18 protein-coding genes are annotated in these 19,948 nt (G+C 68.0%); 17 read left to right on the plus strand and 1 reads right to left on the minus strand.

Annotated features, from left to right (window positions below; genetic code table 11):
• The first annotated feature begins 21 nt into the window (after positions 1-21).
• The 17 genes from rsmH (at position 22) to AQ610_RS35740 (ending at position 19,217) form a co-directional block, all read left to right on the plus strand.
• Entirely contained in the window at positions 22-963 is a 942-nt protein-coding gene (gene rsmH / locus AQ610_RS02600; protein ID WP_009913686.1) for a 16S rRNA (cytosine(1402)-N(4))-methyltransferase RsmH, read from the plus strand.
• Positions 960-1,289 (plus strand): cell division protein FtsL, encoded by a 330-nt coding sequence (gene ftsL, locus AQ610_RS02605; protein ID WP_006025143.1) that lies wholly within the window; start codon positions 960-962, stop codon positions 1,287-1,289. Before rsmH ends, ftsL begins: the two co-directional genes overlap by 4 nt.
• Entirely contained in the window at positions 1,286-3,130 is a 1,845-nt protein-coding gene (locus tag AQ610_RS02610; protein ID WP_006025144.1) for a peptidoglycan D,D-transpeptidase FtsI family protein, read from the plus strand. Before ftsL ends, AQ610_RS02610 begins: the two co-directional genes overlap by 4 nt.
• Positions 3,127-4,671: a UDP-N-acetylmuramoyl-L-alanyl-D-glutamate--2,6-diaminopimelate ligase gene (locus tag AQ610_RS02615; protein ID WP_006025145.1), complete on the plus strand. Its 1,545-nt coding sequence runs from the start codon at positions 3,127-3,129 to the stop codon at positions 4,669-4,671. The genes AQ610_RS02610 and AQ610_RS02615 overlap by 4 nt, the downstream gene beginning before the upstream one ends.
• Complete coding sequence (locus AQ610_RS02620; protein WP_043282252.1) at positions 4,668-6,074, plus strand: UDP-N-acetylmuramoyl-tripeptide--D-alanyl-D-alanine ligase; 1,407 nt, start codon at positions 4,668-4,670, stop codon at positions 6,072-6,074. Before AQ610_RS02615 ends, AQ610_RS02620 begins: the two co-directional genes overlap by 4 nt.
• 14 nt (positions 6,075-6,088) lie before the next feature.
• Positions 6,089-7,258, plus strand: coding sequence for a phospho-N-acetylmuramoyl-pentapeptide-transferase (gene mraY / locus AQ610_RS02625; RefSeq protein WP_006025147.1), 1,170 nt, complete (start codon positions 6,089-6,091; stop codon positions 7,256-7,258).
• A 25-nt stretch (positions 7,259-7,283) separates the two neighbouring features.
• Complete coding sequence (gene murD / locus AQ610_RS02630; protein ID WP_009913681.1) at positions 7,284-8,798, plus strand: UDP-N-acetylmuramoyl-L-alanine--D-glutamate ligase; 1,515 nt, start codon at positions 7,284-7,286, stop codon at positions 8,796-8,798.
• Positions 8,795-10,087, plus strand: a complete 1,293-nt coding sequence (gene ftsW / locus AQ610_RS02635; RefSeq protein WP_006025149.1) for a putative lipid II flippase FtsW — start codon at positions 8,795-8,797, stop codon at positions 10,085-10,087. The genes murD and ftsW overlap by 4 nt, the downstream gene beginning before the upstream one ends.
• Positions 10,084-11,187 (plus strand): undecaprenyldiphospho-muramoylpentapeptide beta-N-acetylglucosaminyltransferase, encoded by a 1,104-nt coding sequence (gene murG, locus AQ610_RS02640; RefSeq protein ID WP_006025150.1) that lies wholly within the window; start codon positions 10,084-10,086, stop codon positions 11,185-11,187. The genes ftsW and murG overlap by 4 nt, the downstream gene beginning before the upstream one ends.
• Entirely contained in the window at positions 11,184-12,581 is a 1,398-nt protein-coding gene (murC, locus tag AQ610_RS02645) for a UDP-N-acetylmuramate--L-alanine ligase (protein WP_006025151.1), read from the plus strand. The genes murG and murC overlap by 4 nt, the downstream gene beginning before the upstream one ends.
• Position 12,582: 1 nt before the next feature.
• Positions 12,583-13,521: a D-alanine--D-alanine ligase gene (locus AQ610_RS02650; protein ID WP_006025152.1), complete on the plus strand. Its 939-nt coding sequence runs from the start codon at positions 12,583-12,585 to the stop codon at positions 13,519-13,521.
• Between the two features lie 20 nt (positions 13,522-13,541).
• Entirely contained in the window at positions 13,542-14,294 is a 753-nt protein-coding gene (locus AQ610_RS02655; protein ID WP_006025153.1) for a cell division protein FtsQ/DivIB, read from the plus strand.
• Positions 14,295-14,320: 26 nt separating this feature from the next.
• Positions 14,321-15,553, plus strand: a complete 1,233-nt coding sequence (gene ftsA, locus AQ610_RS02660; RefSeq protein WP_006025154.1) for a cell division protein FtsA — start codon at positions 14,321-14,323, stop codon at positions 15,551-15,553.
• Positions 15,554-15,662: 109 nt separating this feature from the next.
• Entirely contained in the window at positions 15,663-16,859 is a 1,197-nt protein-coding gene (ftsZ, locus tag AQ610_RS02665; RefSeq protein ID WP_006025155.1) for a cell division protein FtsZ, read from the plus strand.
• Positions 16,860-17,009: 150 nt separating this feature from the next.
• Positions 17,010-17,516 carry a peroxiredoxin gene (locus AQ610_RS02670; RefSeq protein WP_006025156.1) on the plus strand — a complete coding sequence of 169 codons (507 nt, stop codon included), beginning with the start codon at positions 17,010-17,012 and terminating at the stop codon, positions 17,514-17,516.
• A gap of 213 nt (positions 17,517-17,729) precedes the next feature.
• Positions 17,730-18,647, plus strand: coding sequence for a UDP-3-O-acyl-N-acetylglucosamine deacetylase (lpxC, locus tag AQ610_RS02675; RefSeq protein WP_006025157.1), 918 nt, complete (start codon positions 17,730-17,732; stop codon positions 18,645-18,647).
• Positions 18,648-19,013: 366 nt separating this feature from the next.
• A complete protein-coding gene (locus tag AQ610_RS35740; RefSeq protein ID WP_051990339.1) occupies positions 19,014-19,217 on the plus strand; it encodes a hypothetical protein in 204 nt (67 codons plus the stop codon).
• A gap of 183 nt (positions 19,218-19,400) precedes the next feature.
• Here AQ610_RS35740 and AQ610_RS02685 read toward each other — a convergent pair whose 3' ends face one another.
• On the minus strand, positions 19,401-19,880 hold the full coding sequence (locus tag AQ610_RS02685; RefSeq protein WP_006025158.1) for a DciA family protein: 480 nt from the start codon (positions 19,878-19,880) through the stop codon (positions 19,401-19,403).
• Positions 19,881-19,948: the final 68 nt, after the last annotated feature.

Genomic DNA, 19,948 nt, shown 5'->3' on the forward strand with positions numbered 1-19,948 from the left:
GCGGTGAGGAAGACGCCCGCGATGGGAAACGAATTGCAGCATCGCACGGTGCTGTTGGATGAAGCGGTCGATGCGCTCGTGACGCGGCCCGACGGCGTGTACGTCGACGGCACGTTCGGGCGTGGCGGTCATAGCCGCGCGGTGCTCGCGCGCTTGAGCGAGGCTGGGCGCCTGATCGCGTTCGACAAGGATCCGCGCGCGATCGAGACGGCGAAGGGCATCGCGGATGCGCGGTTCGAGATCGTCCACGACAGCTTCGCGGCGATGAAAGGCGCACTCGACGCGCGCGGGGTGGCACGGGTGTCGGGCGTGCTGCTGGATCTGGGCGTGTCGTCGCCGCAGGTGGACGATCCGGCGCGCGGCTTCAGCTTTCGCGCGAACGGGCCGCTCGACATGCGGATGGACCCGACGCGCGGCGAATCGGCGGCCGAGTGGCTCGCCCGGGCGTCGGTGCAGGAATTGACGGAGGTGATACGAGATTATGGGGAAGAACGGTTTGCTTTTCAGATTGCAAAGGCGATTGTTGCTCGCCGGGCGGAGTCCGACCGTCTCGGGCCTCTCGACAGCACGGGCGAGCTTGCCCAAATCGTGGGTCACGTCGTCAAGACCCGTGAGAAGGGCAAGGATCCGGCAACCCGCACCTTTCAAGCTATACGGATTCACGTCAATCAAGAGCTTGCGGACCTGCAAGTCGTTCTAGAGGCAGCACTGTCGTCGTTGGAGCAAGGGGGCCGGCTGGTGGTCATCAGCTTTCATTCGCTCGAGGACCGGATCGTCAAGCGATTCCTGCAGACGCACGCAAGCGCGCCTGCGGTCGACCGCCGCCTGCCGATCCGCGCGGTCGACCTGCCCAGCCCGCCGCTCAAGCTGCTCGGCCGCATGTTCCCGAGCGACGCGGAAGTCGCGGCCAATCCGCGTGCCCGTTCGGCGGTGATGCGCATCGCGGAGCGCATCGCGCCATGAGCCGCCTCAATATCTTCCTGCTGATCATCGTGATGGGATGCGCGCTGTCGGTCGTCAATTCGACGAACCAGCAGCGGCAGATCTTCATTCAATTGCAGCGCGCGCAATCGCAGGAGCATCAGCTCCAGCAGGACTATGCGCAGCTTCAGTATCAGCAGAGCGCGCTGTCGAAGACGTCGCGCATCGAGCAGCTCGCGACGAGCTCGATGAAGATGCAGTCGATCACGACGGGGCGCACGCAATACCTGACGCTTTCGCCCGGCGCGGCGAAGGCGGTCGACGCGCCGCTGCCGGCGTCCGCCGCGCCGAAGGGAGGCGTGCGATGAAGCCCGCTTCGAAGCGCACGCAAGGCGTGAAGTTCGCATCGAGCCCGGTGCTGTCGGTCCATCTGCCGATGTGGCGCTCGAAGCTCGTCGTGTTCATGCTGTTCATCGCGTTCGTCGCGCTCGCAATGCGCGCGTTCTGGATTCAGGGCCCCGGCAACGCGTTCTATCAGAAGCAGGGCGAAAGCCGCTATCAGCGCACGCTCGAGTTGCCGGCGACGCGCGGCAAGATTCTCGACCGCAACGGTCTCGTGCTCGCGACGAGCCTGCCCGTGCGCGCGATCTGGGCGATTCCGGCCGACGTGCCCGACGACCTCGGCGCGGACAAGCTCGACGCGCTCGGCAAGCTGCTCGGGATGACGACGAAGGAGCTGAAGGCGAAGCTGTCGGAGGACAAGACGTTCGTCTACGTGAAGCGCCAGGTGCCGCTCGACGTCGCCGAACAGGTCGCGAAGCTCGACATTCCCGGCGTCTATCAGCGCGGCGAATACAAGCGCTTCTACCCGGAAGGCGAGATCACCGCGCACCTGATCGGCTTCACGAACGTCGAGGACGAGGGGCAGGAGGGCGTCGAGCTCGCCGACCAGAAGCTGCTCGTCGGCACGCCGGGCAGCCGCCACGTGATCAAGGATCGCGTCGGACACATCGTCGAGGACGTCGACGCGCAGTTGCCGCCGCACAACGGCACCGACGTCGACCTGTCGATCGACAGCAAGATCCAGTACATCACGTATACGAATCTGAAGGCGGCCGTCGAGAAATTCCACGCGAAGGCGGGCGCGGCGATGGTGATCGACGTGCAGACGGGCGAGGTGCTGTCGCTCGTCAATTATCCGACGTACAACCCGAACGACCGCTCGCACCTGACGGGCGAGCAGTTGCGCAACCGCGTGCTGACCGACGTGTTCGAGCCGGGCTCGATCATGAAGCCGTTTACGGTGTCGCTCGCACTCGATCTGCATCGCGTGACGCCGAACACGCTCGTCGAGACGGGCAACGGCCATTTCGTGCTCGACGGCGCGCCGATCACCGACGATTCGGGCTTCGGCACGCTGACCGTCGGCGGCGTGATCCAGAAATCGAGCAACATCGGCGCGACGAAGATCGCGATGACGATGAAGCCCGAGGAAATGTGGAATATGTATACAGGCATCGGGCTCGGGCAGGCGCCGAAGGTCGGGTTTCCCGGCGCGGCGGCGGGCCGGCTGCGCCCGTGGAAGAACTGGCGGCGCATCGAGCAGGCGACGATGTCGTACGGCTACGGCCTGTCGGTGTCGCTGTTCCAGCTCGCGCGCGCGTACACCGCGATCGCGCACGACGGCGAGCTGATGCCCGTCACGATCTTCAAGACGAACGACGCGCAGCCCGCGACCGGCCCGCGCGTCTTCGCGCCGACGACGGCCCGCGAAGTGCGCGCGATGCTCGAATCCGTCGTGTCGCCGCAGGGCACGTCGCCGAACGCGGCGGTGCCCGGCTATCGCGTCGGCGGCAAGAGCGGCACCGCTTACAAGCAGGTCGGCCGCGGCTATGATCACAAGAAGTATCGCGCGTCGTTCGTCGGGATGGCGCCGATGCCGAATCCGCGCATCGTCGTCGCGGTGTCGGTCGACGAGCCCACGACGGGCGGCCACTTCGGCGGCCAGGTGTCAGGCCCCGTGTTCTCCGCGATCGTCGGCGATACGCTGCGCGCGCTGAACGTGCCGCCCAACATGCCGGTCAAGCAGCTCGTCGTGTCGGACGATACGGCGAACGCCGCCGCCCCGCAGAAGCTGGCCGCGAATGCGCCGGCGAAACACATGATCGTGTCGAGCACGACACACAACCGTCCTGGAGTAGTTCGATGAGCGCCGCGCGCAGTTCTCATCCGGCGCACCAACAGATCGCAGCCGCGCTCGCGTGGCTGCGCGCGCATGCCGCATCCGGCGCGCAATTGCACGCCGACACGCGCAGCCTGCGAGCGGGCGACGTGTTCGTCGCCTATGCGGTGGACGGCGCGGACAATCGTCCGTTCATTGCCGACGCGCTCGCGCGCGGCGCGGCAGCCGTGCTGTACCAGCCCGAGGGCTTCCCGGCCGGCGGCCTCGACCCCGCGACGTCGCTTGCCGTGCCCGCGCTCGACGCGCTCGCGGGCGACATCGCGAGCGGCTGGTACGGCGATCCGAGCGACGCGATGTTCGCGGTCGGCGTGACCGGCACGAATGGCAAGACGTCATGCACGCAATGGATCGCGGCCGCGCTCACCGCACTGCGCGAGCCGTGCGCGGTGATCGGTACGCTCGGTAGCGGGTTGCCCGGCCAACTGGTTCACACGGGCTTCACGACGCCCGACGCGCCGCAACTGCAGCGCAGCCTCGCGCAGTTGCGCGGCGCGGGCGCGCAGGCGGTCGCGATGGAGGTGTCGTCGCACGCGCTGCATCAGGGGCGCGTGAACGGCACCGCGTTCGACGTCGCGGTGTTCACGAACCTCACGCAGGATCACCTCGATTACCACCGCACGTTCGATGCCTACGAGGCGGCGAAGGCGAAGCTCTTCGCCTGGCGCGGGCTGCGCTGCGCGATCGTCAATCGCGACGATCCGGTCGGCCGCCGTCTGCTCGCGAATCTCGCCGGCCGCGTGCGGACGATCGCGTACGGCATCGACGCGCGGCGGCAAGCAGCGGACGCCGATCGCGAACTCGTCGCGACGAACGTCCGCGCGACCGCGACGGGCACCGCGTTTCGTCTGACTTCGCCGTGGGGCGAAGCGGACGTCGAAGTCGGCACGCTCGGCACGTTCAACGTGAGCAATCTGCTCGCGGTGCTCGGCACGCTGCTCGCGGCCGACGTGCCGTTCGACGCGGCGCTCGCCGAAATCGAGAAGCTCGAATCGGTCAACGGCCGGATGCAGCGGCTGGGCGGCCGGCTGCAGAACGACGAGCCGCTCGTCGTCGTCGATTACGCGCACACGCCGGACGCGCTCGAGAAGACGCTCGACGCGCTGCGCCCGATCGCGCAGGCGCGCGGCGGCGAACTCGTCTGCATGTTCGGCTGCGGCGGCGACCGCGATGCGACCAAGCGCCCGCTGATGGGCGCGATCGCCGAGCGGCTCGCGGACAAGGTCGTCGTGACGAGCGACAACCCGCGCAGCGAGGACCCGCAGAAGATCATCGACCAGATCGTCGCCGGCATGCAGGACGCCGCGAACGCGCGCCGCGTCGAGGACCGCGCGAGCGCGATCCTGCAGGCGGTGCGCGGCGCCGCGCGCGAGGACGTCGTGCTGCTCGCCGGCAAGGGGCACGAGTCGACGCAGGAAATCATGGGCAAGAAGCGCGCGTTCTCTGATCAGGACCACGCGCGCCTCGCGCTCGCCGCGCGCACGACACAGACACGCGGAGGCGGCGAATGACGATGCTGACCTTGCGCGAAGCCGCCGCGATGATCCCTGGCGCGACCGTGCTCGGCGATGAGCGCGCGTCGTTCGAGCGGGTGTCGACGGATAGCCGTTCGGCGGGCCCGGGCGATCTGTTCGTCGCGCTGAAGGGCGAGCGCTTCGACGCGCACGACTTCGTCGGCGACGTCGCCGATCGCGGCGCGAGCGCCGCGATCGTGTCGCGCAGCCCGGCCGAGTGGAATCTGCCCGCGCTGAAGGTCGCGGATACGCGCGCCGCGCTTGGCGCGCTCGCGCATGGCTGGCGGATGCGCTTTTCGATGCCGATGGTCGCGGTGACGGGCAGCAACGGCAAGACGACCGTGAAGGAAATGATCGCGTCGATCTTCGCGGCGGCGGTCGGCGAGCCCGCGCGCCTTGCGACCGCGGGCAACTTCAACAACGACGTCGGCCTGCCGCTCACGCTGCTGCGCCTCACCGCCGCGCACCGGCTCGCGGTCATCGAGCTCGGGATGAATCATCCAGGCGAGACCGACACGCTCGCGAAAATCGCCGCGCCGACGGTTGCGCTCGTCAACAACGCGCAGCGCGAGCATCAGGAATTCATGGCGACGGTCGAGGCGGTCGCGCTCGAGCACGCGGCCGTCATCCACGCGCTCGGGCCGGACGGCGTCGCGGTGTTTCCGGCCGACGACGCGTACGCGGGCATCTGGCGCGTCGCGGCGACCGGCAACCGGATCGTCGATTTCGCGCTGCACGGCGCCGGCAGCGACGCGCCCGCCGCGGTGACGGGCGCGCTCGACGGCAGCAGGCTCGCGATCGAGACGCCCGCCGGCCGCATCGACGTGCGGCTCAACGCGCTCGGCGAGCACAACGCGCGCAACGCGCTCGCCGCGACGGCGGCCGCGCTCGCGGCCGGCGTGCCGCTCGCGGCGGTCAAGGCGGGGCTCGAGGCGTTCGCGCCGGTGAAGGGGCGGCTGCAGGTGGCGCGCGCAGCGCTCGGCTCGCTCGCGGGCGCGACGATGATCGACGACACCTACAACGCGAACCCCGATTCGATGCGCGCCGCGATCGACGTGCTCGCCGCGCAATCGGCGCCGCGCGTGCTCGTGATCGGCGAGATGGGCGAGGTCGGCGACGAAGGTCCGGCGTTCCATCGCGAGATCGGCGCGTACGCGCGCGAGCGCGGGATCGACGCGTTGTTCGCGCTCGGCGCGGCGACGCTGCCCGCGTGCGAAGCGTACGGCGCGGCCGCGCGGCATTTCGACGACGCGGCGGCGCTCGTCGCCGCGCTCGTCGCCGCGAACTTCGGCGCGCGCGCGACGCTGCTCGTGAAGGGCTCGCGGTTCATGAAGATGGAGCGCGTGGTCGACGCGCTCGCGAACGAAACCGCGTCGGGCGCTGCGCCCGGCGCACACTGAGGAAGGAAGTAAGCATGCTGCTGGCGCTGGCGCAATGGCTGCAAGGTGACGCAAGCTTTTTGCGCTTGTTCACGTACCTGACGTTCCGGGCGGTGATGGCCACCATCACGGCGCTCGTGATCGGTCTCGTCTGCGGTCCGTGGGTGATTCGCAAGCTCACGCAGATGAAGGTCGGTCAGGCGGTGCGCAAGGACGGCCCGCAGACGCATCTCGTGAAATCGGGCACGCCGACGATGGGCGGCGTGCTGATTCTGATCGGCATCGCGGTCGCGACGCTGCTCTGGGGCGATCTGACGAACCGCTTCATCTGGATCGTGATGCTCGTCACGTTCGGCTTCGGCGTGATCGGCTGGGTCGACGATTATCGCAAGGTCGTCTACAAGGACCCGCGCGGCATGTCGTCGCGCGAAAAGTATTTCTGGCAATCGGTGATCGGCCTGTTCGCGGCCGTCTATCTCGCGTTCAGCGTGTCCGAGGCGAGCAACGTCCGCGTGTTCGACCTGTTCATGGCCTGGGTGCGAAGCGGCCTGTCGATGGGGCTGCCCGCGCGCGCGGACCTGATGCTGCCGTTCCTGAAGTCGATCAGCTATCCGCTCGGCGTCTGGGGCTTCATCGCGCTCACGTATTTCGTGATCGTCGGCGCGAGCAACGCGGTGAACCTGACCGACGGCCTCGACGGCCTCGTGATCATGCCGGTCGTGCTCGTCGGCGCGTCGCTCGGCGTGTTCGCGTACGTGATGGGCAGCGCGGTCTATTCGAAATATCTGCTGTTTCCGCATATTCCGGGCGCGGGCGAGCTGCTGATCTTCTGCTCGGCGATGGGCGGCGCGGGGCTCGCGTTCCTCTGGTACAACACGCACCCGGCGCAGGTGTTCATGGGCGACGTCGGCGCGCTCGCGCTGGGCGGCGCGCTCGGCACCGTCGCGGTGATCGTGCGGCAGGAAATCGTGCTGTTCATCATGGGCGGCATCTTCGTCGCGGAAACGTTGTCGGTGATGCTGCAAGTCACGTGGTTCAAGTACACGAAAAAGCGTTACGGCGAAGGGCGGCGCATCTTCAAGATGGCGCCGCTGCATCACCATTTCGAATTGTCGGGCTGGAAGGAAACGCAGGTGGTGGTGCGTTTCTGGATCATCACGTTGATGCTGTGCCTGTTCGGTTTGTCCACCCTCAAGCTGCGGTAAAGGGAAGGTAAGGATGTTTGGCGAGATGTTCGGAGATCGGCAGCGGCCGATGGTGCTCGTGCTGGGGCTCGGCGAATCGGGCCTCGCGATCGCGCGGTGGTGCGCGAGGCACGGGTGCCGGCTGCGCGTCGCCGATACGCGCGAGACGCCGCCCAACCTTGCCGCGTTGACGGCGGCGGGCATTGACGCCGAATTCGTCGGCGGCGCGTTTTCGCCGGCGCTCATCGACGGCGGGATCGAGCTCGTCGCGCTGAGCCCCGGTCTGTCGCCGCTCGCGGAAGATCTCGCGCCGCTCGTCGCCGCCGCGCGCGCGCGGGGCATTCCCGTGTGGGGCGAGCTCGAGTTCTTCGCGCAGGCGCTCGCGACGCTCGGCGCGAACGGCTACGCGCCGAAGGTGATCGCGATCACCGGCACGAACGGCAAGACGACGACGACGAGCCTCGCGGGGCTCTTGTGCGAGCGCGCGGGCAGGAAGGTCGCGGTCGCGGGCAACATCAGCCCGTCGATGCTCGACAGGCTGACCGAGGCGATCGACGCGGCCGCGCTGCCGGACGTGTGGGTGCTCGAGCTGTCGAGCTTCCAGCTCGACACCGCGCACACGTTCGCGCCCGACGCGGCGACGATCCTCAACATCACGCAGGACCATCTCGACTGGCACGGCGGCTTCGCCGCGTATGCGGCCGCGAAGGGCCGGATCTTCGGGCCGCGCACCGTGCGCGTGCTCAATCGCGACGATGCCGAGGTGATGAAGTTCGCGCCGCCCGCCGCGGCCGCCGACGCGCCGCGCGCGATCACGTTCGGCCTGAACGAGCCGAGCGCCGATGGCGATTACGGCCTGCTGCGCGAAAACGGCATTGCATGGCTCGTCGAGGCGGTCGATCGCGACGCGGCCGATGCGCCCGCCACGCCGTCGCGCCGCCGCAAGCAGGAAGCGGCGCATTCGCCCGACATCGCGCTCAAGCGCCTGATGCCCGCCGACGCGTTGCGCATCCGCGGGCTGCACAACGCGGCGAACGCGCTCGCGGCCTACGCGCTTGCGCGCGCAATTGACCTGCCGGCCGCGCCGCTGTTGCACGGCCTGCGCGAATACCGCGGCGAGCCGCACCGCGTCGAGGTGATCGCGACGCTCGACGGCGTCGATTATGTGGACGACAGCAAGGGCACGAACGTCGGCGCGACGGTGGCGGCGCTCGACGGGCTCGCGCAGCGCACGGTGCTGATCGCGGGCGGCGACGGCAAGGGCCAGGATTTCGAGCCGCTCGCGGCGCCCGTCGCGCGCTGGTGCCGCGCGGTGATGCTGATCGGCCGCGACGCGCCCGCGCTTCGCGAAGCGCTCGCCGACACGGGCGTGCCGCTTGCCGATCACGCGACGCTCGAAGCCGCGGTGCGCGCGGCGAGCGCGCTCGCGCAGCCGGGCGACGCGGTGCTGCTGTCGCCCGCATGCGCGAGCCTCGACATGTTCCGCAATTACGCACATCGGGCCGACGTGTTCCACAGCGCGGTCGAAGACATCGCTTTGGAAAAAGGAACGACGCTATGAGCTGGTCCGATCGCCTCGTTTCCCGCTTCAACGGCGCCCGTGACGCGGGCGGCGGCGCCGCGCCGCGCACCGCCGCGCGGGCGGCCTCGGGCGCGCGCGCCACGGCGGGCGGCCTCGCGAGCGTCGTCAACGGCGCGCGTCCGACCCGCTCGCGGATGCTCGACTTCGACTACTCGCTGCTGTGGGTGTCGATCGCGCTCCTCGGGCTCGGCGTCGTGATGGTGTACTCGGCGTCGATCGCGATGCCGGATTCGCCGAAATACGCGTCGTATCACGATTACGCGTTCCTGCTGCGCCACTGCGTGTCGCTCGTCGTCGCGTTCGTCGCGGCGGTGATCACGTTCCGCGTGCCGGTGTCGACGTGGGACAAGTACGCGCCGCATCTCTTCCTGATCGCGCTCGTCGGCCTCGTGATCGTGCTGATCCCGCACGTCGGCAAGGGCGTGAACGGCGCGCGCCGCTGGATTCCGCTCGGCATCACGAACATGCAGCCGTCGGAAATCATGAAGCTCGCGGTGACGATCTACGCGGCGAACTACACGGTCCGCAAGCAGGAGTACATGCAGAGCTTCGCGAAGGGCTTTTTGCCGATGGCGTGCGCGGTCGGCTTGGTCGGCGCGCTGCTGCTGCTCGAGCCGGACATGGGCGCGTTCATGGTGATCGCCGCGATCGCGATGGGCGTGCTGTTCCTCGGCGGCGTGAACGGCAAGCTGTTCGGCGGTCTTGTCGCGACGGCGGTCGGCACCTTCACGATGCTCGTGTGGCTGTCGCCGTGGCGGCGCGAGCGGATCTTCGCGTATCTCGATCCGTGGGACGAGCGCTACGCGCAGGGCAAGGCGTACCAGCTCACGCACTCGCTGATCGCGTTCGGGCGCGGCGAGTGGTTCGGCGTCGGCCTGGGCGGCAGCGTCGAAAAGCTCAATTACCTGCCGGAAGCGCATACCGACTTCATTCTTGCCGTGATCGGCGAGGAGCTCGGCTTCGTCGGCGTGCTCGTCGTGATCCTGCTGTTCTACTGGATCGTGCGCCGCGCGTTCGAGATCGGCCGCCAGGCGCTCGCGCTCGACCGCACGTTCGCGGGGCTGATGGCGAAGGGCGTCGGCATCTGGTTCGGCGCGCAGGCGTTCATCAACATGGGCGTGAACCTCGGCCTTCTGCCGACCAAGGGCCTCACGCTGCCGCTCGTGAGCTACGGCGGCTCGGGCATTCTGCTGAACTGCGTGGCGCTCGCGGTGCTCTTGCGCGTCGATTACGAGAACCGGGTGCTGATGCGGGGAGGGAAGGTATGACCTCGACGCAGCGCACGCTGATGGTGACGGCGGGCGGCACCGGGGGGCACGTGTTCCCCGGGCTCGCGGTCGCGCACCGGATGGAGGCGCAGGGCTGGCGCGTCGTGTGGCTTGGCAATCCGGCCGGCATGGAAGCGACGCTCGTGCCGAAGCACGGGATTCCGATGGAATACGTGCGCTTCGGCGGGCTGCGCGGCAAGGGCCTGAAGACGAAGCTCGCGCTGCCGTTCAATCTGCTGCGCGCGTGCGCGCAGAGCCTGCGCGCGCTGCGCCGCGTGAAGCCCGACGTCGTGCTCGGCATGGGCGGCTACATCACGTTTCCGGCCGGCCTCGTGACCGTGCTGACGGGCCGCCCGCTCGTGCTGCACGAGCAGAACTCGATCGCCGGCCTGACGAACAAGGTGCTCGCGAAGCTCGCGAAACGCGTGCTCGTCGCGTTCCCGGGCGCGTTGCCGAACGCCGAATGGACGGGCAATCCGATTCGCGCGGAACTTGCGCGCACGAAACCGCCCCAAGCACGCTATGCGGCGCGCAGCGGGAAGCTGAAGCTGCTCGTCGTCGGCGGCAGTCTCGGCGCGGCCGCGCTGAACGAAGTCGTGCCGCGCGCGCTTGCGCGCCTTGCGCCTGACGAGCGGCCGCAGGTCGTGCATCAGGCGGGCGCGAAGCACATCGATACGCTCAAGGAGAACTACGAAGCCGCGGGCCTTTCCTGCGGCAGCGACGTCGCGCTCGTGCCGTTCATCGACGACATGGCGTCCGCGTATGCGAACGCGGATCTCGTGATCTGCCGCTCGGGCGCGATGACGGTCGCGGAGATCGCGGCGGTCGGGGTTGCGGCGCTGTTCGTGCCGTTCCCGCACGCGGTCGACGATCATCAGACGACCAACGCCGAGTTCCTTGCCGGGCAAGGCGCGGCGGTGCTCGTGCAACAACGCGACCTGTCGGCCGAGCTGCTCGCCGACTGGCTGCGCGGCCAGTCGCGGGAATCGCTCGCGGCGATGGCCGAACGTTCGCGCTCGCTCGCGAAGCCGGACGCCACCGACGAAGTCGCGCGCGTGTGCGCAGCGGTGGCGGGCGCGAACCTGGAAGGAAAGCAATGAAACACATCGTCAAACACATTCATTTCGTCGGGATCGGCGGCGCGGGCATGAGCGGCATCGCCGAAGTGCTCGTGAACCTGGGCTACAAGGTGAGCGGCTCCGATCTCGCGCGCAACGCGGTGACCGAGCGCCTCGAGGCGCTCGGCGCGCGCGTGTCGATCGGCCACGATGCGGCGAACATCGAAGGCGCGAACGCGGTGGTCGTGTCGACCGCGGTGCGCTCGGACAACCCGGAAGTGCTCGCCGCGCGCCGCCTGCGCGTGCCGATCGTGCCGCGCGCGGTGATGCTCGCGGAGCTGATGCGCCTGAAGCAGGGGATCGCGATCGCCGGCACGCACGGCAAGACGACGACGACGAGCCTCGTCGCGAGCGTGCTCGCCGCGGGCGGGCTCGATCCGACGTTCGTGATCGGCGGGCGCCTCACGAGCGCCGGCGCGAACGCGCGGCTCGGCACGGGCGACTTCATCGTCGCGGAAGCCGACGAGTCGGACGCGTCGTTCCTGAACCTGTATCCGGTGATCGAGGTCATCACGAACATCGACGCCGATCACATGGACACCTACGGCCACGACTTCGCGCGGCTCAAGCAGGCGTTCATCGAATTCACGCAGCGGCTGCCGTTCTACGGCAGCGCAGTGGTGTGCATCGACGACGCGAACGTGCGGCAGATCGTGCCGCTGATCTCGAAGCCCGTCGTGCGCTACGGCTTCTCCGCGGACGCGCAGGTGCGCGCGGAGAACGTCGAGGCACGCGACGGCCGGATGCATTTCACGGTGCTGCGCGACGGGCGCGAGCCGCTGCCCGTCGTCCTGAACCTGCCCGGCCTGCACAACGTGCAGAACGCGCTCGCCGCGATCGCGATCGCGACCGATCTCGACGTCGCCGACGCGGCGATCCAGCAGGCGCTCGCGGAATTCAACGGCGTCGGCCGGCGCTTCCAGCGCTACGGCGAGATTCCGGTCGCGGACGGCGGCGCGTACACGCTGATCGACGACTACGGCCATCACCCGGTCGAGATGGCGGCGACGATCGCGGCGGCGCGCGGCGCGTTCCCGGGCCGCCGGCTCGTGCTGGCGTTCCAGCCGCACCGCTACACGCGCACGCGCGACTGCTTCGACGATTTCGTCAACGTGCTGTCGACGGTCGACGCGCTCGTCCTGACCGAGGTGTACGCGGCGGGCGAGGCGCCGATTTCGACCGCGAACGGCGATGCGCTGTCGCGCGCGCTGCGCGCGGCGGGCAAGGTCGAGCCGATGTTCGTCGCGGCGGTCGACGAGGTGCCGGACGCGCTCGCGAAGCTCGCGCGCGCCGGCGACGTGGTGATCACGATGGGCGCGGGCTCGATCGGCGGGGTGCCGGGCAAGCTCGCGCAGAACACGCAACAGAAGGGATGACATGAGCGGGATCGATCCGAAACGTTTCGGCAAGGTGGCGGTGCTGCTCGGCGGGGAATCCTCCGAGCGCGAGGTATCGCTGAACTCCGGCCGGCTGGTGCTGCAGGGCCTGCGCGACGCGGGCATCGACGCGCATCCGTTCGATCCGGCGCAGCGGCCGCTCGCGGCGCTCAAGGACGAAGGCTTCGTGCGCGCGTTCAACGCGCTGCACGGCGGCTACGGCGAGAACGGCCAGATCCAGGGCGCGCTCGATTTCTACGGCATCCGCTACACGGGCAGCGGCGTGCTTGGCTCGGCGCTCGGGCTCGACAAGTTCCGCACGAAGCTCGTCTGGCAGCAGACGGGCGTGCCGACGCCGCCGTTCGAGACGGTCATGCGCGGCGACGACTACGCGGCGCGCGCGCAGGACATCGTCGCGAAGCTCGGCGTGCCGCTCTTCGTGAAGCCGGCGAGCGAGGGCTCGAGCGTCGCGGTCGAGAAGGTGAAAAGCGCCGATGCGTTGCCCGCCGCACTGGAAGAGGCGGCGAAGCACGACAAGATCGTGATCGTCGAGAAGAGCATCGAGGGCGGCGGCGAGTACACCGCGTGCATCGCCGGGGATCTCGATCTGCCGCTCATCAAGATCGTGCCCGCGGGCGAGTTCTACGACTATCACGCGAAATACGTCGCGAACGACACGCAGTACCTGATTCCGTGCGGCCTCGACGCGGCAAGGGAAGCCGAATTCAAGCGCGTCGCGCGCCGCGCGTTCGACGTGCTCGGCTGCGCGGACTGGGGCCGCGCGGATTTCATGCTCGACGCCGCCGGCAACCCGTATTTCCTCGAAGTGAACACCGCGCCGGGGATGACCGATCACTCGCTGCCGCCGAAGGCGGCGCGCGCGGTCGGCATCAGTTATTCGGAGCTGGTGGTGAAAGTGCTGTCGCTCACGCTCGATTGATGCAGGACCGGACCTGAACCATGTGGAATAACGTTCGCCAGCTCAACCTTGCCGCCAGCGCGTTGTACGCGCTGCTGCTGCTCGTGTTGGCGGCGGCCGGCTGCTACTGGCTGATCCAGCGCCCGGCGTTCGCGCTGCGTGAAATCCGGATCGACGGCGACACCGAGCACATCAACGCGCCGACCGTGCGCGCGAGCGTCGTCGGGCGGCTGAAGGGCAACTTCTTCACGGTCGATCTCGATCTCGCGCGCGTCGCGTTCGAGCAGATGCCGTGGGTGCGCCACGCGAGCGTGCGCCGGGTGTGGCCGAACGCGCTCGCCGTGACGCTCGAGGAGTACAGGCCGCTCGGGACGTGGGGCAACGATCAGCTCGTGAGCGTCGACGGCGAGCTCTTCACGGCGAACCAGGGCGAGCTCGACGCGGAGCTGCCGTCGTTCGACGGCCCCGAGGGCAGCGCGAAGGAAGTCGTCGCGCGCTATCGCGACTTCGCGAAATGGTTTGCGCCGATCCACGCGACGCCGGAGGAAGTGACGCTGTCGCCGCGCTACGCATGGACGGTGAAGCTGTCGAACGGCATGCAGGTCGAGCTCGGCCGCGAGCGCAACAGCGACACGCTGCCCGACCGGATCCAGCGCCTCGTCGCCGCGTGGTCCTCGGTCACGCAGCGCTGGGGCGGCGACATCGAGTACGCGGATCTTCGCTATCCGAACGGATTCGCGATCCGCGCGGCGGGCATGCGGTTCCTGGCCGACACCGACAAGGGCAAGAAGTAACACGACATCACACGCAAGAGCACTCTATGAGCAAAGACTACAAGGATCTGCTGGTTGCCCTCGACATCGGCACGTCGAAGGTGGTGGCCGTCGTCGCCGAGCTGAAGGGCGAGGGCCACTATGAGGTCATCGGCCTCGGCCAGAGCGAGTCGAAGGGGCTGAAGAAGGGCGTGGTGGTGAACATCGAGGCCACCGTCCAATCGATCCAGCGCGCGCTCGAGGAAGCCGAGCTGATGGCCGACTGCAAGATCACCAACGTCTTCACCGGCATCGCCGGCAGTCACATCCGCAGCTTCAACTCGAGCGGGATGGTTGCGATCAAGGAGAAGGAGGTCACGCAGACCGACGTCGCGCGCGTGATCGAAACCGCGAAGGCGATCAACATCCCGACCGACCAGCAGGTGCTGCACATCCTCACGCAGGAATTCATCATCGACGGCCAGGAGGACGTGCGTGAGCCGATCGGCATGAGCGGCATCCGCCTCGAGGTGAAGGTGCACATCGTGACGGGCGCGGTGAGCGCCGCGCAGAACATCGTCAAGTGCGTGCGCCGCTGCGGGCTCGAAGTGAACGACCTGATCCTGCAGCCGCTCGCGTCGTCGCTCGCGGTGCTGACGGAGGACGAGAAGGACTTGGGCGTCGTGCTCGTCGACATCGGCGGCGGCACGACCGACATCGCGATCTTCGCCGAAGGCGCGATTCGCCACACGGCGGTGATTCCGATCGCGGGCGACCAGATCACGAGCGACATCGCGATGGCGCTGCGCACGCCGACGCCCGACGCCGAAGACATCAAGGTCGGCTACGGGATCGCGAAGCAGGCGCTCGCCGATCCGGACGAGATGGTCGAGGTGCCGGGCCTGGGCGAACGCGGCCCGCGCACGCTGTCGCGGCAGGCGCTCGCGGCCGTCGTCGAGCCGCGCGTCGAGGAGCTGTTCTCGCTCGTGCAGCAAGTCGTGCGCGAGTCCGGTTACGAAGAGTTACTCAGTTCCGGTGTCGTGCTGACGGGCGGGGCTGCGATGATGCCCGGCATGGTCGAGCTGGGCGAAGACATTTTCCTGAAGCCGGTGCGCATCGGCGCGCCGGAATACGCGGGCGGGCTCTCGGACGTCGTGCGCAATCCGCGCTATTCGACGGCGATGGGGCTGCTCGTCGAGGGCAGCGCTCAACGGATGCGCGGCCGCAAGGTCGCCGTGCAATCCGGTTCCGCGGGGCAGATCTTCTCGCGGATGAAGGAGTGGTTCCTGAGCAATTTCTGACTGTTTTCGACATTCGCGCCGGTGCCGGCGGCCGGCGCGCGACGGAGGGTTGCCCGATCTTCCGCCGAATAACGGCCGAGTAGCGGTTCTTTTCTTGACGGAGGCAACAATGGAATTCGAAATGCTGGAAACCGAAACCAACGGCACGATCATCAAGGTGATCGGCGTTGGCGGCGCAGGTGGCAACGCGGTGCAGCACATGATCAACAAGGGCGTGCAGGGCGTCGATTTCATCGTGATGAACACCGACGCGCAGGCGCTGTCGCGCGCGCGCGCGCCGTCCGTGATCCAGCTCGGCAACACCGGCCTCGGCGCCGGCGCGAAGCCGGAGATGGGCCGTGCGGCGGCCGAGGAGGCGCGCGAGCGGATCGCCGACGCGCTGCGCGGCGCGCACATGGTGTTCATCACGGCCGGCATGGGCGGCGGCACCGGCACCGGAGCCGCGCCCGTCGTCGCGCAGATCGCGAAGGAGATGGGCATTCTGACCGTCGGTGTCGTGAGCAAGCCGTTCGAGTTCGAAGGCGGCAAGCGGATGCGCGTCGCGGAAGCCGGTTCGCAGCAACTGGAGGATCACGTCGATTCGCTGATCGTCGTCCTGAACGACAAGCTGTTCGAGGTGATGGGCGACGACGCCGAGATGGACAAGTGCTTCCAGTGCGCTGACGACGTGCTCAACAACGCGGTGGCGGGCATCGCCGAGATCATCAACGTCGACGGCCTCGTGAACGTCGACTTCGAAGACGTGAAGACGGTGATGGGCGAGCAGGGCAAGGCGATGATGGGCACGGCGACGGTTGCCGGCGTCGATCGCGCGCGCCTGGCGGCCGAGCAGGCGGTCGCGAGCCCGCTGCTCGAAGGCGTCGATCTGTCGGGCGCGCGCGGCGTGCTCGTCAACATCACGTCGAGCCGCTCGCTGCGTCTGTCGGAAACGCGCGAAGTGATGAATACGATCAAGAGCTACGCGGCCGACGACGCGACCGTGATCTTTGGCGCCGTGTACGACGACGCGATGGGCGACGCGCTGCGCGTGACCGTCGTCGCGACGGGCCTCGGCCGCGCGGCGAAGAAGCAGCAGTCCGCGCCGATGACGCTGCTGCGCACCGGCACGGACAATCAGCCGATCAGCGCGGCGCCGCAGGGCTACGCGGCTTCGCATCACGTGAGCACGGGCGACTACGGCGCGTTCGATACGCCGGCCGTGTGGCGCAACTCGCGCGAGACGGCGGCGTCGCACGTGCAGGCGCTGCAGGAGAAGGGTGTCGACACGTACGACATTCCGGCATTCCTGCGCAAGCAGGCCGACTGACGCGCGCGAGGCTTCGCGCCGCGCGGTTTCGCGCGCGGCACGAGCCGACGTGACGGATGAAACGGCTGACGACAGGCCGCGTCGCTTCGCGACGCCGGGCCGGGCCGCGTCGTCTGTCGCGAACGACCGTATCGCTATGAAGGACCAGGCATGATTCAAGTGGGCGACACGCTGCCCGACGCGCAGCTCTTCGAGTATCTCGACGACGCGCGCGCGGGCTGCACGCTGGGGCCGAACGCCTTTGGCGTGCGCGAGCAGGCGGCGGGAAAGCGCGTGGTGATCTTCGGATTGCCGGGCGCGTTCACGCCGACCTGTTCGGCGCAGCATGTGCCGGGCTACGTCGCGCATGCCGAGCCGTTGCGCTCGGCGGGCATCGACGAGATCTGGTGCGTTGCCGTCAACGACGCATTCGTGATGGGCGCTTGGGGACGCGATCTGCACACCGCGGGCAAGGTGCGCATGATGGCGGACGGCAGCGCGGCTTTCACTCATGCGCTGGGACTGACGCAGGACCTGTCCGCGCGCGGCATGGGGATTCGTTCCCGACGCTACGCGATGGTGGTCGACGACGGCGTGGTCAAGACGCTGTTCGTCGAAGCGCCGGGCAAGTTCGAAGTGAGCGATGCGGCCAGCGTGCTGGCCAGTTTGACGCACTGAACGCCGCGGCGTGCCCGACACGCGGTTGTAACACGGGTCGACGACCGGGAACGCCTCCGTTCCGGGCGTCGGCCCGTCTCGCATTTCCGCAGGGTAATGCGCCGAAACAGTTTGAAACGTCGATCATCACGACGCGAAATAGGGATTTACGCTATAATCTCACCTATCGAATAAAACTCCTGATTGATATTCTCAATCAAGAAGACAGTGACCATGTTGAAGCAGCGCACCATCAAATCGATCGTCAAGACCGTCGGCATCGGCGTGCACTCGGGCCGCAAGGTCGAACTGACGCTTCGCCCTGCGGCGCCCGACACGGGCATCGTGTTCTCGCGCGTCGATCTGCCGACGCCCGTCGACATTCCCGCTTCGGCGCTGTCGATCGGCGACACGCGGCTCGCGTCCGTGCTGCAGAAGGATGGCGTGCGCGTGTCGACGGTCGAGCATCTGATGTCGGCGTGCGCGGGCCTCGGCATCGACAACCTGTACGTCGACGTGACGGCAGAGGAAATCCCGATCATGGACGGCAGCGCGGCGACGTTCGTGTTCCTGATCCAGTCGGCCGGCATCGAAGAGCAGAATGCGGCGAAGAAGTTCATCAAGGTGACGAAGCCCGTCGAGATTCGCGACGGCGACAAGTTCGCGCGTCTTGATCCGTACTTCGGCTTCAAGCTGAAGTTCACGATCGATTTCCGGCATCCGGCCGTCGACAAGACGGGCCAGGAGCTCGAGGTCGATTTCGCGAACACCTCGTACGTGCGCGAGATCGCGCGCGCGCGCACGTTCGGCTTCGCGCACGAAGTCGAGATGATGCGCGAGCTCGGGCTGGCGCGCGGCGGCAGCATGGACAACGCGATCGTGCTCGACGAGTACCGGATACTCAACAACGACGGGCTGCGCTACGACGACGAGTTCGTCAAGCACAAGATGCTCGACGCGATCGGCGATCTGTACGTGATTGGCCATCCGCTCCTCGCGTCGTACACCGCGTACAAGTCGGGCCACGGATTGAACAACGCGTTGCTGCGCGAGCTGCTCGCGCACGAGGAAGCCTATGAGATCGTCACGTTCGACGATCCGAAGGCGGCGCCGACGGGCTTCGGCTTCGACGCGCAGACAGCGTTCGCGTGATGCGCTGATGCGTTGCGCACGCGAGACGGCGACAAGAAGGTGGCCTGCGGGCCTAATGCCGTTCAGTTAACCGACTGAACGGCATTTTTGTTGTGCCAACCGGTTGTAAACATGACGTGGCGATGTTAACTTTCATCGCCATGCCGACCGACGACCTCCGCCCGCTGGTTGAATCGCACCCGCCTTTCAGGTGGTGTGGCTGGTGATCGCGCTGGCGTTGCACCGGCATCAGTCGATCAGCGAGATCGTTGACGGGTTCTACGTCAACGGGCTGTCGCGGCTCGCGATGGACGGCACACGCTGCGCACGGCCGACAGCGTCGCCAACCGCGAGCATTTCGGGGCATCTGCGGCCACGCATGACCGGGTGGGCAGCTATCCCCAACTGCGCGCGGTCACGCTGACGGCCATTCCTACCCACCTGGCGCGCGATACGGAATTTGGCCCTTACGACGTCAACGAGATGATCTCGGCACGCCAACACATCCCGCGCGTGCCGGACCACACCATTACCGTCTTCGACAGAGGATTCCTGGGCCCAGTTGCCGTGCAACCTGGTCTCGGGCGGTGAGAGCCGGCATTTCATCATTCCGGCCAAGTCCAATACGCGCTGGGAGGGGCTCAGCGGCGAGCCCGGTGACCAGACAATGAATCGCGCATCGGCACTCGCGCTCGCGCACGGGGGCCGTCCGGTGATGGGTTGCGGATGCGTCGTGCGGTACGTGCGGGCACGGCTTCCGCGTGGCGAAAAGGATCAGCGAGGCGTTTTCGTGTGGCGCGCGGCCATGCGCGCCAGCGCGCTTTGCAGCGGCGACGGCTCGAGCGCATCGGCGAGTTGGCGCAGCGCGTCGGTGCCGGCTGCCGACATCCGCGCCTGCTTCACGCGCGGCGGCTCGGGCGCGGGCTGCGGGCGCACGCGCACTTTCAGCGTGGCGATCGCCCATCCGCGCGCCTGAAGATCGGACAGCAGCCGCGGCTCGACTTGCCGCAACCGGGCGGCGAGCGCATTGTGCGCAGCGAACAGCGTGAGCGTGCCGTCCTTGATGAAGCCCGGCTCGACGTGGTTCGCCAGGTAGTCGGGGAGCAGCGCGACCAGATCCCGCTTCAGCGCCGCGACCTGCTCGACGCCCGCGCGCAGCGCGGCGAACGCGTCGGTGCGCTGGAGGACGTCGGCAGCCGCTCGCGGCCGCGACCAGTCGTTGGGGCGAAATAGCTGCTTCGGCGGTCGGTTCATGAGGAAAGTCGGCGGCGCCGCGTGATTGGGCGCATGACGGGCGACCGGATGGTGGAGCGATGCGACGA

The sequence above is a fragment of the Burkholderia humptydooensis genome (assembly GCF_001513745.1).
In the GTDB taxonomy this organism is placed as follows: domain Bacteria; phylum Pseudomonadota; class Gammaproteobacteria; order Burkholderiales; family Burkholderiaceae; genus Burkholderia; species Burkholderia humptydooensis.